Consider the following 18,991-nt stretch of genomic DNA (forward strand, 5'->3'; position numbering starts at 1 on the left):
TAATTAAATGTATTTTGTCCGATATTTTTGCATTTCATCCAAAATATATTTACATTCGAACCCAAAATGAACCTTTGAATAGTGTCATTTTCCCAAATATATAAAATTGAAGAAAGCCCTACATTTTTGCATTTTTATTGCAACCCTCGTGTGTTGCTGCCATGCTGTACACTCTCAACAAATTTCTGTTAATGGAAATGTTACTATTAGAGAACTTATTGAAGATAATTTAGTAGATGGTTGTGTTGAAGTATCTAATATTATTTCTACTATAAACGGTAACGCAACTGGTTTTAGAAGTTATGCTGAGTTTAATAGAGGAACTTCAAACTTTCCATTCGAAAATGGTATTATGTTAACAACTGGTGCCGCAGAGTCTGGTGGAAACAACCTTACAACTACTCCTCTTAGTGAAGGTGCTACAACCTGGGGAACTGATCCAGATTTAGAAACAGCTTTAGGCATCACAAATACATCAAATGCAACTTCAATCGAATTCGATTTTGTTTCAATATCTAATCAAGTTCAATTCAACTACCTTTTAGCTTCAGAAGAATATTCAGGAATCAATCCGTGTAATGTTTCTGATGGCTTTGCTTTTTTGATTAGAGAAGTTGGAAGTGCGCTTCCATATCAAAACATAGCAGTTGTACCAGGTACAGCCACACCTGTAAATACAAATACAGTTCATGATGAAATTGTTGGTGTATGTGCAGCTCAAAACGAACAATACTTTGATGGGTATAATATTGGAGATACAAACTATAACGGTAGAACCGAAATATTTACAGCTTCAGCATCTATTACACCTTATGTACAATACCATATAAAATTGGTTATTGCTGACGGATTTGATGAAACGCTAGACTCTGCTGTTTTTATTGAAGGTAATAGTTTTAAAATTCTTGATTTAGGAGATGATATAGAGACCTGTGCACAATCTGTACCGCTTAATGCAGATATTGGAAACCCAACTTCCACCTACGAATGGTTTTTTAATGGAAGCCCAACACCTATTCCTGGACAAACAAACCCAATTTTGGATGTAACACAAAGCGGAACTTATAGAGTTGAAATAACAAATCAACTTAATAGTTCTAATTGTATTGAAGAAGATGAAATTGTAGTTAATATATCAAACGAATTAACTCTGGATCCTTTAAGTGATTATATGCTATGTGATGATTTAAGTGGAAATGAAATAGAAACTTTTGATCTTTCTTCAAAAGACACAGAATTACTGGGCATTATTACTTTTGCAAATCCTGATTATTCTTATCATTTAACTGATTCTGATGCGAGAAACGATATCGATCCTATTACAACACCTATTCAAAATTCATCACTAACCCAACCTATTTTTATTCGAATTGATGATATGGATTCTGGATGTATTGCTTACTCAACATTCAATTTGGTGGTGAACCCAATTCCTAATATAGTTGACCCAACAAATCTACCTGTTTGTGATAGTGATAATAACCCAAGTGATGGTATTACAGCAATTAATTTAAGAGAAAAAGACAATGAGATTACTAACAGCCAATCAGGATTAGTAGTATCATATCATTACAATAGTTTAGACACTACAACAGGTAATAACCCAATACCTGATCCTGAAAATTATGTAAATACAAACACCCCAACAGAAACTATTTATGTAAGGGTTGTAAACTCTGCTACTGGATGTTATAATAACTCAAGCCTTACAATAGATGTTACAAATGGCCCAGTTGTTAATAGAGAACCAATTCCATTAGACGGCTGTGATGCAGATCATGACGGTACAGATAATTTTGATTTAACCCAAGCTATAAGTGATATTTTAGAAGGATTAACTGGAGCTACAACAACATTTCATGAAAACTTAACAGATGCTGAAGATAATATTAATGCGATAGCCAATGAAACTAACTATCAAAACATTACACCAGATGTTCAAACAATTTTTGTAAGAGTAGAAGATAATGTTACGGGATGTGCATCAATAGTACCCTTACAAATTCATACAAATTTATTATTAACAGGAACAGATACAGGCGATTTTGCACTTTGTGACGACCCAAGTAATGATGGTATTATAAATTTTGATCTTTTTACAGTTGAAAGATTCATACTTTCAAATTTTGCTGATGAAAATGGAGATATTCCTTCTGAATATAAAGTCACTTTTTTTGAGTCTGAAACAGAATTTAATAGTAACAATCCAATTGATAAAAACGTATTCTATTCAGCATCAAACCCCACTACACTTTTCATTCAAGTAGAAAGTGGTTCTTGTAGCGAGATAACCGAAATAAATTTAATAGTTAACCCTGTTCTAGTATTTACTCCTATTGATCCTGTTGAATATTGTGATGATGACGATGATGGTGTAGTAAGTATAGATTTAGCTTCTTTTGATGATTTAATTACTGGTGGAAATACAGACTTTATAGTGTCTTATTTTGGCTCTCAAACCGATGCTGAAACTAATTTCAACCCTCTACCACCATTTTATGCGAACTCACAGCCAACAGAAACTGTTTTTGCAAGAGTAGAAAATGAAGGTACTGGTTGTTTTACCGTTAACCCTTTTGAAATTTCAGTTGTTCCAGCCCCTGCCATAACTAATCCAGACCCTTGGTTAATTTGCGATACAGATCAAGATGGTTTAAGTATTTTAGATTTAGAAGATAGATTTGATAGCGAGAATATTGTAGCTAACAGAACAGGTTTGATTATTAGTTATCATACAACACTAGATGATGCCAATAATAACACTAACTCAATAGATACTCCTACAAGTTTCGAAACTGGCACACAAGATATTTTTATTCGTGTTGAGAGTATTACATCTGAATGTTATGCCATAGCAACTCTTGAAATTTTTGTGAATACTTTACCTCAAATTACTTCAATTGACAATTTTCAAATATGTGAAGATGATGATGATGAAATGGCAGAGTTTTTATTTTCCGATTGGGATGAATCAATTTTAAACGGACAAACAGAAAAAGAAGTATTTTACTTTGAAGATGCTGCACTAACAATTCCTATTGATAAAAACACACCATACATAAATACATCAAGCCCACAAACTATTCATGTAAGAGTAGAAAATATAACTGATCCAGATTGTAGCGCAATAGCTTCATTTTTTATAGAAGTTGGAGCAAATCCTTCTTATAATACTCCCGGTTCGTTCTTAATTTGTGATGATGCCTCAAATGACGGTATAGGGATTTTTGATTTTAATAGAAAAATCAACGAAATTTCTCAAGGCTCCACTACTAATTTAGATGTTCTTTTCTTCGCTAGCGAACAGAATGCTCTGGATAATATAGACCCTCTCCCTTTACAATACACAAATACACTTAATCCAGAAACAATATATGTTAGAATAGAAAATCTAGACTCTTCTTGTATTTTATTTGAAGATTTTGGTATAAACGTTGTAGCCTCTCCTGATCTTTCTGATGCTGAAGTACTTTCTCTTTGTGATGAAGATTATGATGGTATGACTGAATTTAACCTAGATGATGCTGTATATGAAAATTTTGATAGATTCCAAACAGATATAACCATCAACTATTTTGAAAATATTGCAGATGTTGAGAATGATGCCTTAGCCATACCTAATCCTAATACTTATATTTCTAGCTCGAAAACTGTCTTTATTAAAGTAAGGAATAATCAAACCACATGCTACACCGCTATCCCTTTAGAACTTGAGGTCATGCCAATACCTGTAGTTAATTTTAGTAGTACACTACAAATTTGTGACAATAACACAAATACTTTCGATTTATCTACAGTAGATAATATGTTAGTTGATGATACAAGTACAGTTATAATTAATTATTATGATAGCGCAATAAATGCACAAAATAACACAGGTGCTCTCAGTAGCAACTTTACATACACATCTACCAGCCATGTAATACATACTCGCATTGAAAGTACTGCTAATAACTGTATAGCATTGAGTAATTTCACTTTACAAATTAACCCTAATCCAGTTGCAAACACACCTCAGGATTTAATTAAGTGTGATGATGATTTAGATGGCCTTTTAATTTTTGATTTAACTGAAGTAAATAGTGATATTTTAGGAGTGCAAGCTTCAAGTGATTATACTATTACTTATTATAACACATTAACTAATGCAGAAGCAGAAACAGATCAAATAAACCCCATGCATGAATCTGTAGATGGGGAAATAATATTTGTACGAATAGAAAACAATACTACTGGATGCTTTGATACAACTCAATTTACAACCATTATCAACCCTTTACCAATTATTCCTATTGCTGAATCTGTAACGTTATGTTTAGATGATTTACCACTTATTATTGATGCCAGTACAGGTAATCCAAATGATAGTTACCTATGGTCCACCACATTAAATCCGGGAGTTAATAATTCAACCTCTCCATCTATCGTAGTCAATAATGCTTCACAAATAGGAGAATATACTGTAACCATAACAACTCAACACGCTAATGCTGATAATTGTGTTAATGCAAAAACCATAACTGTAATTGAATCTGAAAAAGCTACAAACATCGTATCAACAACAGCAGATTTCACAGACCCTAATAGAATTACAGTTAATGTTAGCGGCATTGGGAATTATGTATTTTCATTAGATGGTGGTGAACCGAAAACGTCAAACATTTTTGAAAATGTAACTATTGGCCCACATACAGTTACAATTGAAGATTTAAATGGATGCGAACCCATTTCAACAGAAGTTTTTGTTATTGACATTCCAAAATTTGTCACACCAAACGGAGATAATAGTTTTGATACTTGGCATATAGTTGGTATAGAACAATTGCCAGGAACTTTAATTTACATTTATAATAGACACGGTAAGTTGTTAAAAATGCTACCTCACACTTCTCCTGGTTGGGATGGCACATTTAACGGTCAAAATATGCCTGCAGATGATTATTGGTTTTCTGCAGATATTATTCAAAACGGAGAATCGTTCAACATTAGAGGTCACTTTGCTTTAAAACGTTAAATTCTTAAACTTTTCGTAACTTTTTTACACAAAGGATCATAAAAACTGTTTTTTTAACACTAAAAATTAAACCTTAGACGTTTATTTAAGTCAAAAAGATTAAAAATCTTTTACTTTAGTAAATTACTAATGTATTAATGCTCCTTATATTAAATGTTTAATAGCCATCCGTTTAAAAAAGTACTATTAATTTTACTTGTTCTTTTCAGTTACAAAGGATTTTCTCAATTAAGTAAAAAACACTTTATTCCACCTTTAACAAGTGCAGAATTTGGAAACGCAAATCCTGAGGATCAATACATATATTTATCCACACCCAACAATGGCAACGTACCATATACAATAATTCCTGTAGGACAACCTATGGCTAATTACATTACTGGCACGGTTTCTAACGCTGCTCCAGAAGAAATTAATATCGGCACGGGAAATGGACAATTATTTATTCCATCACCTCAAACAAGCGTTGTAGCAAATAATAGAGGTTATATTATTGAAGCTGAAGCACCTGTTTATGTTTCCGTTAGAATGAATGCTGGAGGAGGAGCGCAAGCTGGAGCTTTAGTTAGTAAAGGAGCATCTGCTTTAGGTACAACTTTTAGAGTTGGCAGCTATACAAATGAAAACCCACAGAATAATTACCTTAATTTTGTATCCGTTATGGCTACAGAAGATAATACTCAGGTAAATTTTAGTAATTTACCAGCAGGACTTATCATAAAAAATTATACTGGAACTACACCAATAAATGTTACTTTAAATGAAGGTGAAAGTTACACAATTGCAACCAATAGTCTTGATAGTACTATTAACAGAGACGGTTTAATTGGGTGTCTTGTAACATCTGATAAACCTATTGTTGTTAATTGTGGCTCCGCAAATGGTAGTTTTGATAATGGCAATGGTAGAGACTATGGTATAGACCAAATAGCTGGATTATCAAAAATTGGAAATGAATATATTTTTGTTAAAGGAGGCGGTAACAACGATTGGGAAAATGTATTATTAGTTGCTCACTTTAATAATACTATAATAAGAATTAATGGAAACGCTCCAATTGCTACAATAAATGCTGGAGAGTATTATTTAATTGAAGGCAATCAGTTTAATGCTGCTGGAAATATGTACATTGAAACATCTGAACAGGTTTTTGCTTACCAAGGTGTGGGCTCTAATTCTGAAGCAAATCAAGGTATGTTTTTCGTACCTCCGCTAAGTTGCGAAACCAGAGGTAATATTGATAATATAGCTAATATAGATGATATTGGTAACACGCAATACGCTGGTGGCTTATCTATAGTCACTAAAGCTGGAGCCACCGTAACAGTAAATAATCAACCTTTAACTAACTTTTCTACCGTAGGGCCTAGTATTGTTAATGGAAAAACAGATTACATCACATATAAAATTACAGGACTAAATGGAAACGTTTCTGTTCAAGGGGATGATGAATTGTATGTTGCATATTTTAATGTAAATGGAGCTGCAACATCAGGAAGTTTTTATTCTGGTTTTCCTTCCCCTCCAGAAATTAATTTCGATGCTCAATTTGCGACCTTAGGAAATTGTATTCCTAACATCACACTAGAAGCAGCAAATACTCAAAATTTCGATAGTTTTGAATGGCAATTTGATGATGGTTCGGGTTCTGGTTTTCAAGACTTAATGCTTACCACAACTTCAATTACACCAACAATTCCTGGCAAATACAGGTTAATAGGAATTATTACCTGTACTTTGGAGCGGCTTGAATCTGCAGAAGTACCTGTAAGCATATGTCCAGATGATAGAGATAACGATGGTATTATTGACAATTTAGATATCGATAATGATAATGATGGTATTCTTAATTGTACAGAATCTAGAGGAGATGTTGTTATGGACCTATCAGAAACAAGGCCTCCAAGGCTAAGATTTCAAGATGGAACAGTTGATACATCTATAGCATCTGACAATATAATAATAAATCGTTCTGATGCAGGAAATAGTTCTATTAGACTAACTGGAACAGGACTTATTGAAAGCACTATAGATGCTACTGCAAATGGAGAAAACACCTATGAATTATCTTTTACTGAATCTGTAAATGTTAAGTTTTCTGAAGACCTATCAATTGCTGATACTGGGTTAGATGATGAATTTTTTATTGTTAGTGTTTTACCTGCTAGCAAAAATATCACCTTAGTCGATCCTGATGATAGACTATTAATAGACTCTAATTTTGATGGTATTTTTGAAACTGGTGTAACGCAAATTTCTGGTTCAGAAATACATTTTAGAATCAATGCTTCCGCCACAGGAAGTAATCCTTATCAATTTTTTGCAAACCAAGTTGATGGGTTTATCTTCTATCATAAATCTGAAGATGTTGCTACCACATCTGGAATTAATGCTATTATTTCGCTAACCTGCTTTAAAAAAGATAACGATTTTGATGGCATAAAAGACGCTTTTGATTTGGATAGTGATAATGACGGCATTCCTGACTTTATAGAAAATCAAGGTACATTAATTCCTTTATCAGGAAACGATGTTGATGCAAACGGACTTGATGATGCCTATGACGCCTCTCTCTTACCAATAGATACCGATGCAGATACCGTATTAGATTTCTATGACCTCGATAGTGATAACGATGGTATTACAGATTTAATTGAAACAGGAATTTTAGGCACCTTATCTGATACAGATTTAAATGGAATTGTAGAAAACAACTTAGGTTCAAATGGGTGGGCAGATGAAGCTGAAACTGCTCCCGATAGTAATTTCATAGGCTATACTCTTAACGATTTTGATAACGATACAATATTTAGCTATACAGATGAAGATAGTGATGGCGATAGTTGTAGCGATGTTATAGAAGCTGGGTTTTCTGATGGAAACGGAGATGATTATCTAGGAGATAGCATTGTAGTTGTTGATACAACTCCAGATACTATTAATGGACAAGGCTTAGTTACAAATGCCACAGATGGATACACATTACCAAATGCTGATTATTTGGATACTGCTCCAATTACAATTACTACACAACCAATAGATACTGAAATTTGTGAATTATCAAATGCTTTAATTTCGGTCGTTTCTCCTGAAGCAGAAACTTATCAATGGGAGTTGAGTACTGACGGTGTAAACTGGACACCAATTATAAATGATGCTACCTATTCAGGTACATTAACTGATGTACTTACAATTAGTAATGTACCACTAACTTTTAATGATAATCAATATAGACTAAGGTTAGATAGAAGCGGTAATACTTGTGGGTTTTATTCTGATGAAATAGATTTAACTGTTATTCTTTTACCATTAGCTAATACAGCTCCAGTAATACGTTTATGTGATGATGACAATAATGGCACAATGCCTTTTGATTTAACTTCTCAAGACAACTCTATCAGTACTCAAGCAGGAATGACGATTACCTACCACCCTACCCAAGCTGATGCAGATGATAACCTCAATGCAATCACAAGCCCTTTTGAAAGCGGAAATACTACAATTTTTGCAAGAGTAGAAAACGATGCAAATACATCATGTTATGCAACCTCTAGTTTTGACTTAGAAGTATATGATAGTGCTGTTCCGACAAATGCTACGACAATGAGCAGATTGCAAGAATGTGATAACACTTCCGTGGGAACAGATACAGACGGTTTTATAACTTTTGATTTAACAATTAAAGAAATAGAAATTCTAAATGGACAATCTCCTTCAGATTTTAATTTAACCTATTTTACTGATATTGGTTATACAAGCCAAATTCCTAATCCAGAGGCTTTTAATAATTCGGTTTCTGGAACACAAACAATTTACGTTAGAGTTACAAATAATTTATTCACAGATTGTTTCACAGATACATCATTTGAAATTGAAGTTTTTGAGTTACCACAAGCTAATAATCCTGACACTTATGCACAATGTGATGACGATTCAAATGATGGTCAAGCGTTATTCAATTTAACTTTAGATACTATAAAAGAAGAGATTAACACAAACTACATCGCCGAAGTTTTAACGTTTACATATTATGAAACCCAAACTGAAGCTCTAAGCGCTACAAACGCTATTACAAATCCAGATATGTACCAAGACGCTTTAGGTTTTGTTGCAGAAACTGTTTGGATTCGTGTTGAAAATCCTAATACATGTTTTAGAGTTGTTCCAATAACTTTAGAAGTTAACCCTAGTAGTGCAGCATTAGCAACTTACAACCCTACAGCGAAATTTCAATGTGACGATGGTACAGATGTTCGTGATGGGATTGCAACATTTGACATGACAGATATTAGAGATGAAATATCCAATAATATTTTTCCAACAATAAATGTCACAGTCCATTTTTATGAAAGCCAAACTGATGCCGAGTTAGAAACCAATGAAATACTAAATATTGCAAACCATGAAAACACAAATTCTCCAAATATTCAAAGTATTTGGGTAAGAGTCAAGAGTGATTTAGGCAACGATTGTTTGGGGCTTGAAGAATTTCAAAATTTATTAAATGTTGAAGCACTGCCAGTTGCAAATCCTGTAACTATACAAAGACAATGTGATTCTGACTTGAGCGATGCTGTTTTAACTTACCCGTTTGATACATCACAGTTAGAATCGGACATTTTAAATGGACAAAATCCAACTAATGTAACTATTACTTATTTTGATGCTACTGGTTCCGCATTGCAATATACAGATGGCTCAATGGTTACAAGTCCAATTCAAAATATATTTTTATCTGATAATCAAACTATTACAATAAGAGTAACCAATAACAACACACAAGATCCTGATGGCCCTTGTTATGATGAAACTTCATTAGCATTTGTTGTAGACGAACAACCTATAATAAACCCTATTGCTCCACAAATTGTTTGTGATGGTGCTCTAGGCGATATAGATGATGATGGTTTTTATGAATTTGATACTTCTAATTTTACAAATACTATATTAGGAACGCAAACAGGAATGCTAATATTTTATGATTACATTGACAATACTGGAGATGTTATTACAGACAGCCCTGTATTACCTCCTATATTAGCTTCAAAAAATCAAACTATATTTGTAGAGGTTATAAATCCCAACAATCCTTCATGTTCTGCGAGTACTAGTATAGATTTAATTGTTAACCCGTTACCTGAGTTTACAGTAGACACTCCAAGACTTGTCTGTTCTTCAAACCCAACATTCAGCATCAATTTAGAGCCATTTGAAGCTACTAATGAAACGTTTGATTATGAATGGTTATGGACTAGTTTAGATGGAACTACTACAAATCAATTTCTTGCAAATACAAGGACTATCGATGTTTCAAATCCTGGAACTTACACCATAACATTAACAAAAACTGATGGTACAAGTTGTTTTCGATCAAGAGAAATTTTTGTAGATGCCTCAGAAATAGCAACTATAACTCTTGAAGATGTTACCATTGTAGATTTAACAGAGAATAATTCTGTAACCATAGACCCAACTAATCTCGGTATGGGAGATTATGATTATGCTTTAGTTGAAAAAGATTCCAATTTTATTACCTACCAAGACGAACCATTCTTTAATAATGTTAAGCCTGGTTTCTACACCATATATGTTAGAGATGAAATTTGTGGTGTATCCACTTTAGAAATCTCAGTAATAGGCTATATAAGATTTTTTACGCCCAATGGAGATGGTTTTAATGATGTCTGGCAAATAAAAGGAGTTGACGAAAATAATCAAGCAAACAGTACTATTCATATTTATGATCGATATGGAAAATTGTTAAAACAAATTGCAACCTCATCCAATGGTTGGGATGGTACTTTAAATGGTTCATTAATGCCAACAGATGATTATTGGTTTAAAGTTTTTCTAGAAGATGGTAGAACGTTTATGGGGCACTTTACATTGAAACGATAACACTTATTTTTGTAGTTTTGTAAGATGCAATTTAAAATTGAATCTGAATTTAAACCTACTGGAGATCAACCACAAGCTATTAATAAACTTTCGGATGGTATCTCCTCAGGAGAAAAATATCAAACTCTACTTGGTGTAACTGGTTCTGGTAAAACGTTTACCGTTGCTAATGTTATTGAGGAAGTACAACGACCTACACTAGTTTTAGCTCACAATAAGACCTTAGCAGCACAATTATATTCTGAATTTAAACAGTTTTTTCCCAATAATGCAGTTGAATATTTTGTATCTTATTACGACTATTATCAACCGGAAGCTTATATTCCTGTATCAGGAGTGTATATAGAAAAGGATTTATCTATAAATGAGGAGATTGAAAAAATGCGTTTAAGTGCAACTTCATCTTTACTTTCTGGGCGTAGAGATGTTTTGGTTGTTGCTTCCGTCTCTTGTATATATGGTATTGGAAACCCAATAGAGTTTCAAAAAAACGTCATTACTTTAAAGCGAGATCAAGAGATTTCGAGAACACAATTACTACATCAATTAGTTCAAAGTTTATATTCAAGAACTGAAGCAGATTTTAGACATGGTAATTTTAGAATAAAAGGAGATACTGTTGATGTTTTCCCGAGTTATGCTGATGATGCTTTCAGAATTCACTTTTTTGGAGATGAAATAGAAGATATTGAATCTTTTAATATTCAAACCAATCAAGTAGTTGAAAAATATGACCAACTCACTATTTATCCAGCAAACATGTTTGTGACTTCACCAGATGTGCTTCAAGGTGCTATTAAAGAAATTCAAGATGATTTAGTGAAGCAACACGATTATTTCAAAGAAATAGGTAAACACTTAGAAGCAAAACGCTTGAAAGAACGTACTGAATTTGACTTAGAAATGATACGTGAATTAGGCTATTGCTCTGGTATTGAAAACTACTCACGTTATTTGGACCGCAGGCTTCCTGGAACACGTCCATTCTGTTTATTAGATTATTTTCCTGACGATTATTTAATGATTGTAGATGAAAGTCATGTAACTATTTCACAAGTGCACGCCATGTATGGAGGAGACCGAAGCAGAAAAGAAAATTTGGTAGAATATGGTTTTAGGCTTCCAGCTGCGATGGATAATAGACCATTGAAATTCGAAGAATTTGAAGCCATTCAGAATCAAATAATTTATGTAAGTGCCACTCCTGCCGATTACGAATTACAAAAAACAAATGGTGTTTACATCGAACAAGTTATTAGACCTACTGGATTATTAGACCCTATTATAGAAGTGCGCCCAAGTTTAAATCAAATTGATGATTTAATTGAAGAAATTCAGCAACGTATTGAAAAAGACGAACGCACATTAGTGACCACACTTACCAAACGTATGGCTGAAGAGTTGACGAAATATCTAGATAGAATTCAAATTAGATGTCGTTATATTCATAGTGATGTTGACACCTTAGAGCGTGTAGAAATAATGCAAGATTTAAGAAAAGGACTATTTGACGTTTTAGTAGGTGTCAATTTATTACGTGAAGGTTTAGATTTACCAGAAGTTTCTCTAGTTGCTATTTTAGATGCTGATAAAGAGGGTTTTTACGTTCTACGCGTTCATTAACACAAACTGTTGGAAGAGCAGCAAGACACTTAAATGGTAAAGCTATAATGTATGCTGATAAGGTTACTAAAAGCATGCAAAAAACGATTGATGAAACGGAATACAGACGCGAAAAACAAATTGCCTATAATACAGAACATAACATTACACCAAGAGCTCTCAATAAAAGTTTAGATAATGTACTTTCAAAAAATTCAGTCAGCACATATAGTTACGAACTAGAAGCTGCACGAGCTGCAGAACCTGAAAGTGAATATTTAAGTAAACCTGAATTAGAAAATAAAATTCGCGAAAAGCGTAAGCTTATGGAAGAAGCTGCAAAAGCATTAGATTTTATAATTGCTGCACAGTTGAGGGACGATATCAAATCTTACCAAGATAAATTAGAAAAGCTAAAAGTTTAGAACTTTTAGCTTTTCAAAAAATATAGCCGATTAACAACTTTCCAGTTGTCAAAAAAATAATTAGTTGTATTGTGTTTTAAATATATCTATTAAAACATCCGGAGGGACAATTTTATTTGGAAAACTTTCCATAAGGTACAACACTTTTGAGATAGATTCGTGACTTAATCCCATTCTTAATCCAAAATTATAGAGTTTTATAACACCAGCAGAAGTATTGTTATTCTCATGTTCTTGTTCAATGTTCATTAATAAAACAAGTCTATGAAACTGAACAATACGTTCACTATGAGATTTTAAATGTGTATAATTTATTGGATGTTTAATTAAATACTCAAAATCTTCACGAGAAATATCTAATTGTTTGGCAACACCTAACAAAAAGTTATATTCTATTTTCTTAATATCCTTTTCGTATTGCGCAAAGGCAATCATTTCAGATAAAAGACTTAATTTTTCTACTCTATTAATCATTCCTTAGGGTTCTTTTTTATTATGATATAAATTTACATAGAAAGGGTTTTTAATAATCGTAGATATAATGTCTCTTATCGAAAAAGAGGCTGTTTTTAATCGGCTATTTTATCAACTTCATCAATTCTTTTTTTAATCTAAAAAAATGCATGTCAACATTTCATCGATATTTAATTTTAATCACAAAAAAACAATTTAAATTACTGATTAATAGATGTTTAAACATATTAATTCTACATAAAAACACATTTAGAGTAAGAATTTTTGCGGTATATTTACAAAAATTATAAAAACGTTAGATATGCATCTATCAATTTTCAAAATCGATGAAATGCAGCTATAAATTACATTAAACCAAAATATATGACCAATAATGATGTTCTAAAGAAATTACGAGTTGCATTAAAATTACGTGACGATGATATTGTAAAAATATTAGCGCTTGTAGATTTTAGAATCTCTAAAAGTGAATTAGGTGCTTTTTTAGACGTGAAGACCACCCAAAATATATGGAGTGTGGCGATCAAATTCTAAGAAATTTCTTGAACGGTTTAGTGATTCATTTAAGAGGACCAATGCCTCCAAAACAAAAATCTACTCCAAAGGGAGCACATAGATCACAAAAAAAGAGCAACACATAATTAATGTATTGCTCTTTAATATTTATATAATTCTTTTTTAACTTAAGACAGCTTGTACTTTATCAGCAGCTTCTTGGAATTGCGTTGCACTTAATACATCCAATCCAGAGTTATCTATTAATTCTTTTGCTATGTCAGCATTAGTTCCTTGTAATCTAACAATTATAGGAACGCTAATATTACCCATGTTTTTGTATGCGTCAATAACACCCTGAGCAACTCTGTCACAACGTACAATACCTCCAAAAATATTGATCAATATCGCTTTAACAGCTGGATCTTTTAATATTATTTTAAAAGCAGCTTCTACTCTAGCAGCATCAGCAGTACCACCAACATCTAAAAAGTTTGCTGGCTCTCCTCCAGCTTGTTTAATTAAATCCATTGTCGCCATAGCTAAACCTGCTCCGTTTACCATACAACCTACATTACCTTCCAAATCTACATAGTTTAAACCAACTTCATTTGCCTCAACCTCTATAGGGTTCTCTTCACGTAAATCTCTTAAATCTACATAATCTTTATGTCTGTATAATGCATTATCATCAATAGTAACTTTTGCATCAACAGCCATTATTTTATTATCACTTGTCTTTAACACAGGATTAATTTCAAATAATGAAGAATCAGATTTTACATAAGCTGTATACAAAGCTGTAACAAATTTTGTCATCTCTTTAAAAGCAAGACCAGACAATCCTAAGTTAAACGCAACTCTTCTAGCTTGAAATGGCATTAAACCAACAGTTGGATCAATTTCTTCATGGAAAATTAAATGAGGTGTTTCTTCAGCAACAGTTTCGATATCCATTCCACCCTCAGTAGAATACATAATCATATTTTTACCAGTACCTCTGTTTAATAAAACAGACATATAAAACTCATTAGTTTCAGTTTCTCCAGGATAATAAACATCTTCAGCAACTAAGACTTGATGCACTTTCTTACCTTCAGCGGAAGTTTGAGGTGTTATCAAATTCATACCTATAATTTGTCCTGCAATCTCTTCAACTTCTTTTAAGTTTTTAGCAAGCTTAACACCACCACCTTTTCCACGTCCACCTGCGTGAACCTGAGCTTTTATTACATGCCAGCTTGTGCCAGTTTCTGAAGTTAATTGTTTTGCAGCCGCAACTGCTTCATTAGCATTTTGTGCTACAATACCACGCTGAATGCGCACACCAAAACTGCTCAATATTTCTTTACCTTGATATTCGTGTAAATTCATAGTCTGCTATATCTTTTTAAGAAGAACAAATGTAAATAATCACTCTTAATTAAGCTAATATTTAACGTAGTATTGATTATAATTTATTCGAGCTATTTTTTTGTTAAATAATTAACACAATGTTTAATTTGTTTAAATTTGAGTTATTTGTTTGTTTTTATAAGTAAAAAAATATCTTTGTCCGAAATTATTAAAAAGCCGATGGAAAACGCACAATTATTAAAAATTGCCCAAGAATTTAGAAGCCCTGTATACGTTTATGATGCAGAGAAAATTGAATTTCAATATAACAGACTTACCAATGCTTTCAAATCTGTAAAAAAATTAAAGCTTAATTATGCTGTTAAAGCATTATCTAATATATCCATATTAAAACTATTTAAACAATTAGGTTCTGGTATAGATACTGTTTCTATTCAAGAAGTAAAATTAGGTTTAGCCGCTGGTTTTTTACCAGAGCAAATTATATATACGCCAAATGGTGTATCGCTTGATGAAATTGAAAAAGCTGCCAAACTAGGGGTTAAAATTAATATAGACAATTTATCTATTTTAGAACAATTCGGTACTAAGCATCCAAACACACCTGTTTGTATTAGAATAAATCCTCATGTAATGGCTGGTGGAAATGCTAATATTTCTGTCGGACATATAGATTCTAAATTTGGAATTTCTATTCATCAAATACCACATTTACTGCGTATTGTTGAAAACACAAAAATGAATATTAATGGTATACATATGCATACTGGTAGTGATATTTTAGATATCGATGTATTTTTATATGCTAGTGAAATTTTATTTGATACGGCTAAACAATTTAAAAATCTTGAATTTATAGATTTTGGATCTGGATTTAAAGTGCCTTATAAAGTTGGAGACATTGAAACTAATATTGAAGAATTAGGTAAAAAGCTTTCCGCTAAATTTAATGCGTTTTGTAAAGAGTATGGAAAAGATCTAACACTTGCTTTTGAACCAGGAAAGTTTTTAGTAAGTGAATCTGGTCATTTTTTAGCACAAGTAAATGCTGTAAAGCAAACTACTTCAACAGTTTTTGCTCAAATAGATTCTGGTTTTAACCATTTAATTCGCCCAATGTTTTATGGTTCTCATCATGATATTGATAATATTTCAAATCCAAAGGGTCGTGAACGTTTTTATTCTGTTGTAGGCTATATTTGTGAAACAGATACATTTGGAAATAACAGACGTATTAATGAAATAAACGAAGGCGATATTTTAAGATTTAAAAACGCTGGTGCTTATTGTTTCTCTATGGCGAGTAACTATAACTCAAGATTTAGACCTGCAGAAGTACTTTGGTATAAAAACAAAGCCCATTTAATAAGAAAGCGTGAAACATTTGATGATATTATTCACAATCAAATTGAAGTTGATTTTTCAGTTAAAAAAGAAAAAGTGACTACCGCATAAAACAAGAAAAGCGTTTCATTCATGAAACGCTTTTTTTTATTCTTATAATTTAAAAACGATCTCTTATTGTTTAACAAATTTTTTGGAGGCAAAGCCAATATCTGTTGTTATTGTAGCAATATAAATTCCAGAAGTAAGCTCTGCTACGCTCAATGCGGTTGCATTTGTCTTTTTATTTAAAACCTGTCTTCCTGTAATATCAGAAATGGTAATCGCATTAATTTTAGCATCGTCATTACCTAAACTAAGTTTTAAAACATCTTTAACTGGGTTTTCAGATATAGTCAACGAGGCATCTGTTAATTGAAACTCATCGTTATTTAAAGTGCTTTGTGTTAAAGATTCCATTATAGTTACATCTTCATTTAATAAAGCTGAAGTAATTATAATTCGAGAAGTTCTAAATACCAAATCTCCATTGTTATCATCATAGTAATAGTAAGAAGTTTGAGTTGCTGTTCCATAAAGATTAAAAGCAGCAACAAACAAATTCAAACTTTGCTCAACTTTGAGTCTAGTTACCGCACCGTTAAAAGAGCTATCGCAATCATCACCAGAGGCACAAGCGTTATTTAAAATTAAAGTCCCATGTGCATCAACATTAACCAATATTGTACTAGGTGAACTAATTTCAGGTTTTGAGGTATCATTATCAATAATCCCAGCTACTGTAATAGCCCCATTATCAAATACAAAATCCCCATCAACAATATCTGGAGTTCCTGCTGGATTGCTAAAACTCATTGGGAAATTACCTATAAAAGCATTATCGAGGCTGTATCGTAAATCTAAACCTTCTATTAAAAGACCTGTAAATGAAACATCTTGTGTTTCATTAGGTGCAACCCCAACAGTAACTTTTTTTAACAACATTTTATTTTCTGAAGTTAAATTAGCGGTAGAAACTACAACATCAGTTGTTCCAAAATAATTAGTAGGTTCTGGTGCAACAGGTGCTCTTTGTACGTCTACAGATGTACCATCTTTTACTAAATCGTTAAAAGTCCATGTTTGATTTCCTCCTCCAACAGCATGAACAACATTTGAGGAGGTTACAATTAAAAATTTCGATCCATCAGTACTTTCAAAATTTTGAATATCTGTCTGAGAGTAACCTATTACCGTAATAAGAAATATAGATAGTAATGATAAAGTTGTTTTCATAATTAAATAGTTAGAAAAACAAAAATATCATTCTTGCTTAATTATTAGAACTTTAACATATGAAAAGCTAAAATAATAGTTGAAGTAACATTTGACTCTTAATTAATTTACAAATCAAATATGCATTGATTATTTTTTTAAAGTCCCACTAAACACACTAACTTTTGAATTAAAAGGATTTCCAGAAGCACGACGTAGCATTACCACTTGTCCACAATGCCATAAAGCATCTGCAATTGGTCCGTTAATGATATTCCAAAATGGAAATTTATCGTTATCAAAAGTTGACAAATCTTTGGTAGATTTTAAAATATTGGATGCTTTTTCAAAATTTAAAAGCGTTTGTTTTCTTTTTGATTCAAAATCTGCATGTTTTAATTCTAAAGCCTTTTCGTTCGTCATTGAAGTTAAAATAAAATTAGATAACCCGTATAAATGGTCTATTGTTTCAGCAGATGTTCTTCCAGATTCGCTTGGTTTATATTCTAAATCTTCAGGTCTTAAACCTTCAGTTGCCCAATAATATCTAAACCCTAATCCATCTACCATTCTTGAGGCTACGGCTCCTGTCGTATAAGTTTCTGATGCTTTTGGTATTTCGTAATATGGCAATTTTTCTGTGTTTTGCGCCATGATAAAAGTTGATAAGAATAAGGTAAACAGTACAATTAGTTTTTTCATTTTTGATAATTTATTTTGGTGGTAAACTCATCACATAATCATAACTTTCGTTAAAGAGGTTTATCATAGTTTCTGAGTCTTTTAATATATCGTCTGGAATTAATACATAACCTTTCATGGTCGCCCCGTAAGATTTGTATAATGATGAAGGGAATACTTCGATATATTTTTCTTGTACTTCTTTTGAAAACCGAATCCCAATTTCTCCAGCTTTATTTAATAGTGAAAACATATAGCCATTAGCAGAGGTGTAAATCATGGATTTCCCCTTTATCTCAAATCTTGGACACATCTCTACAAGTGCATCATATCGTTTTAGTTGTTTTTCCCACGTCATGACATTAATTTTTGGTTTTCTAAATATAAGGTTTATGTAAATTTTAGCGTGTAAAAGGAATCTTAAAATTTGATAATTCTGACTTCTCTT

At 32.3% G+C, this 18,991-nt stretch carries 8 protein-coding genes and 2 pseudogenes; 5 read left to right on the forward strand and 5 right to left on the reverse strand.

Annotation, left to right across the window (positions count from 1 at the left end; genetic code table 11):
* The first annotated feature begins 106 nt into the window (after positions 1-106).
* The 3 genes and pseudogenes from AC0L5U_RS05210 (at position 107) to uvrB (ending at position 12,939) form a co-directional block, all read left to right on the forward strand.
* The gene (locus tag AC0L5U_RS05210) at positions 107-5,014 is read left to right on the forward strand and encodes a choice-of-anchor L domain-containing protein (protein WP_473415034.1); all 4,908 of its coding nucleotides are present in this window, start codon (positions 107-109) and stop codon (positions 5,012-5,014) included.
* Positions 5,015-5,167: 153 nt separating this feature from the next.
* Positions 5,168-10,912: a T9SS type B sorting domain-containing protein gene (locus AC0L5U_RS05215; protein WP_473415035.1), complete on the forward strand. Its 5,745-nt coding sequence runs from the start codon at positions 5,168-5,170 to the stop codon at positions 10,910-10,912.
* Between the two features lie 24 nt (positions 10,913-10,936).
* Positions 10,937-12,939 (forward strand): annotated as a pseudogene (gene uvrB, locus AC0L5U_RS05220) (excinuclease ABC subunit UvrB).
* Between the two features lie 60 nt (positions 12,940-12,999).
* Here the strand turns inward: uvrB and AC0L5U_RS05225 are convergent.
* Positions 13,000-13,413, reverse strand: coding sequence for a TerB family tellurite resistance protein (locus tag AC0L5U_RS05225; protein WP_473415036.1), 414 nt, complete (start codon positions 13,411-13,413; stop codon positions 13,000-13,002).
* A gap of 363 nt (positions 13,414-13,776) precedes the next feature.
* On the opposite strand from AC0L5U_RS05225, the pseudogene AC0L5U_RS05230 reads away from it, so the two are divergent.
* Positions 13,777-14,036: pseudogene (locus tag AC0L5U_RS05230) on the forward strand (DUF1456 family protein); the annotation flags it as partial.
* A gap of 55 nt (positions 14,037-14,091) precedes the next feature.
* Here AC0L5U_RS05230 and sucC read toward each other — a convergent pair.
* Entirely contained in the window at positions 14,092-15,282 is a 1,191-nt protein-coding gene (sucC, locus tag AC0L5U_RS05235) for an ADP-forming succinate--CoA ligase subunit beta (protein ID WP_473415038.1), read from the reverse strand.
* A 201-nt stretch (positions 15,283-15,483) separates the two neighbouring features.
* Here sucC and lysA point away from each other — a divergent pair, with 201 nt between their 5' ends.
* On the forward strand, positions 15,484-16,719 hold the full coding sequence (gene lysA / locus AC0L5U_RS05240; RefSeq protein ID WP_473416172.1) for a diaminopimelate decarboxylase: 1,236 nt from the start codon (positions 15,484-15,486) through the stop codon (positions 16,717-16,719).
* 63 nt (positions 16,720-16,782) lie between these two features.
* On the opposite strand, the gene AC0L5U_RS05245 is transcribed toward lysA, so the two are convergent.
* The 3 genes from AC0L5U_RS05245 to AC0L5U_RS05255 all read right to left on the reverse strand — a co-directional run bounded on the left by AC0L5U_RS05245 (position 16,783) and on the right by AC0L5U_RS05255 (position 18,901).
* Positions 16,783-17,883, reverse strand: coding sequence for a T9SS type A sorting domain-containing protein (locus AC0L5U_RS05245; protein ID WP_473415039.1), 1,101 nt, complete (start codon positions 17,881-17,883; stop codon positions 16,783-16,785).
* 129 nt (positions 17,884-18,012) lie between these two features.
* Positions 18,013-18,564 (reverse strand): hypothetical protein, encoded by a 552-nt coding sequence (locus AC0L5U_RS05250; RefSeq protein ID WP_473415040.1) that lies wholly within the window; start codon positions 18,562-18,564, stop codon positions 18,013-18,015.
* A gap of 10 nt (positions 18,565-18,574) precedes the next feature.
* Positions 18,575-18,901, reverse strand: coding sequence for a hypothetical protein (locus AC0L5U_RS05255; protein ID WP_473415041.1), 327 nt, complete (start codon positions 18,899-18,901; stop codon positions 18,575-18,577).
* Between the last annotated feature and the right edge of the window lie 90 nt (positions 18,902-18,991).

This window comes from Jejuia sp. G7-7 (assembly GCF_055808955.1).

Coding starts and splice junctions, on each gene's coding strand:
- AC0L5U_RS05215 (WP_473415035.1), top strand. CDS start 5,168: ATGTTTAATAGCCATCCGTTTAAAAAAGTACTATTAATTTTACTTGTT.
- AC0L5U_RS05225 (WP_473415036.1), bottom strand. CDS start 13,413: ATGATTAATAGAGTAGAAAAATTAAGTCTTTTATCTGAAATGATTGCC.
- sucC (WP_473415038.1), bottom strand. CDS start 15,282: ATGAATTTACACGAATATCAAGGTAAAGAAATATTGAGCAGTTTTGGT.
- lysA (WP_473416172.1), top strand. CDS start 15,484: ATGGAAAACGCACAATTATTAAAAATTGCCCAAGAATTTAGAAGCCCT.
- AC0L5U_RS05245 (WP_473415039.1), bottom strand. CDS start 17,883: ATGAAAACAACTTTATCATTACTATCTATATTTCTTATTACGGTAATA.
- AC0L5U_RS05250 (WP_473415040.1), bottom strand. CDS start 18,564: ATGAAAAAACTAATTGTACTGTTTACCTTATTCTTATCAACTTTTATC.
- AC0L5U_RS05255 (WP_473415041.1), bottom strand. CDS start 18,901: ATGACGTGGGAAAAACAACTAAAACGATATGATGCACTTGTAGAGATG.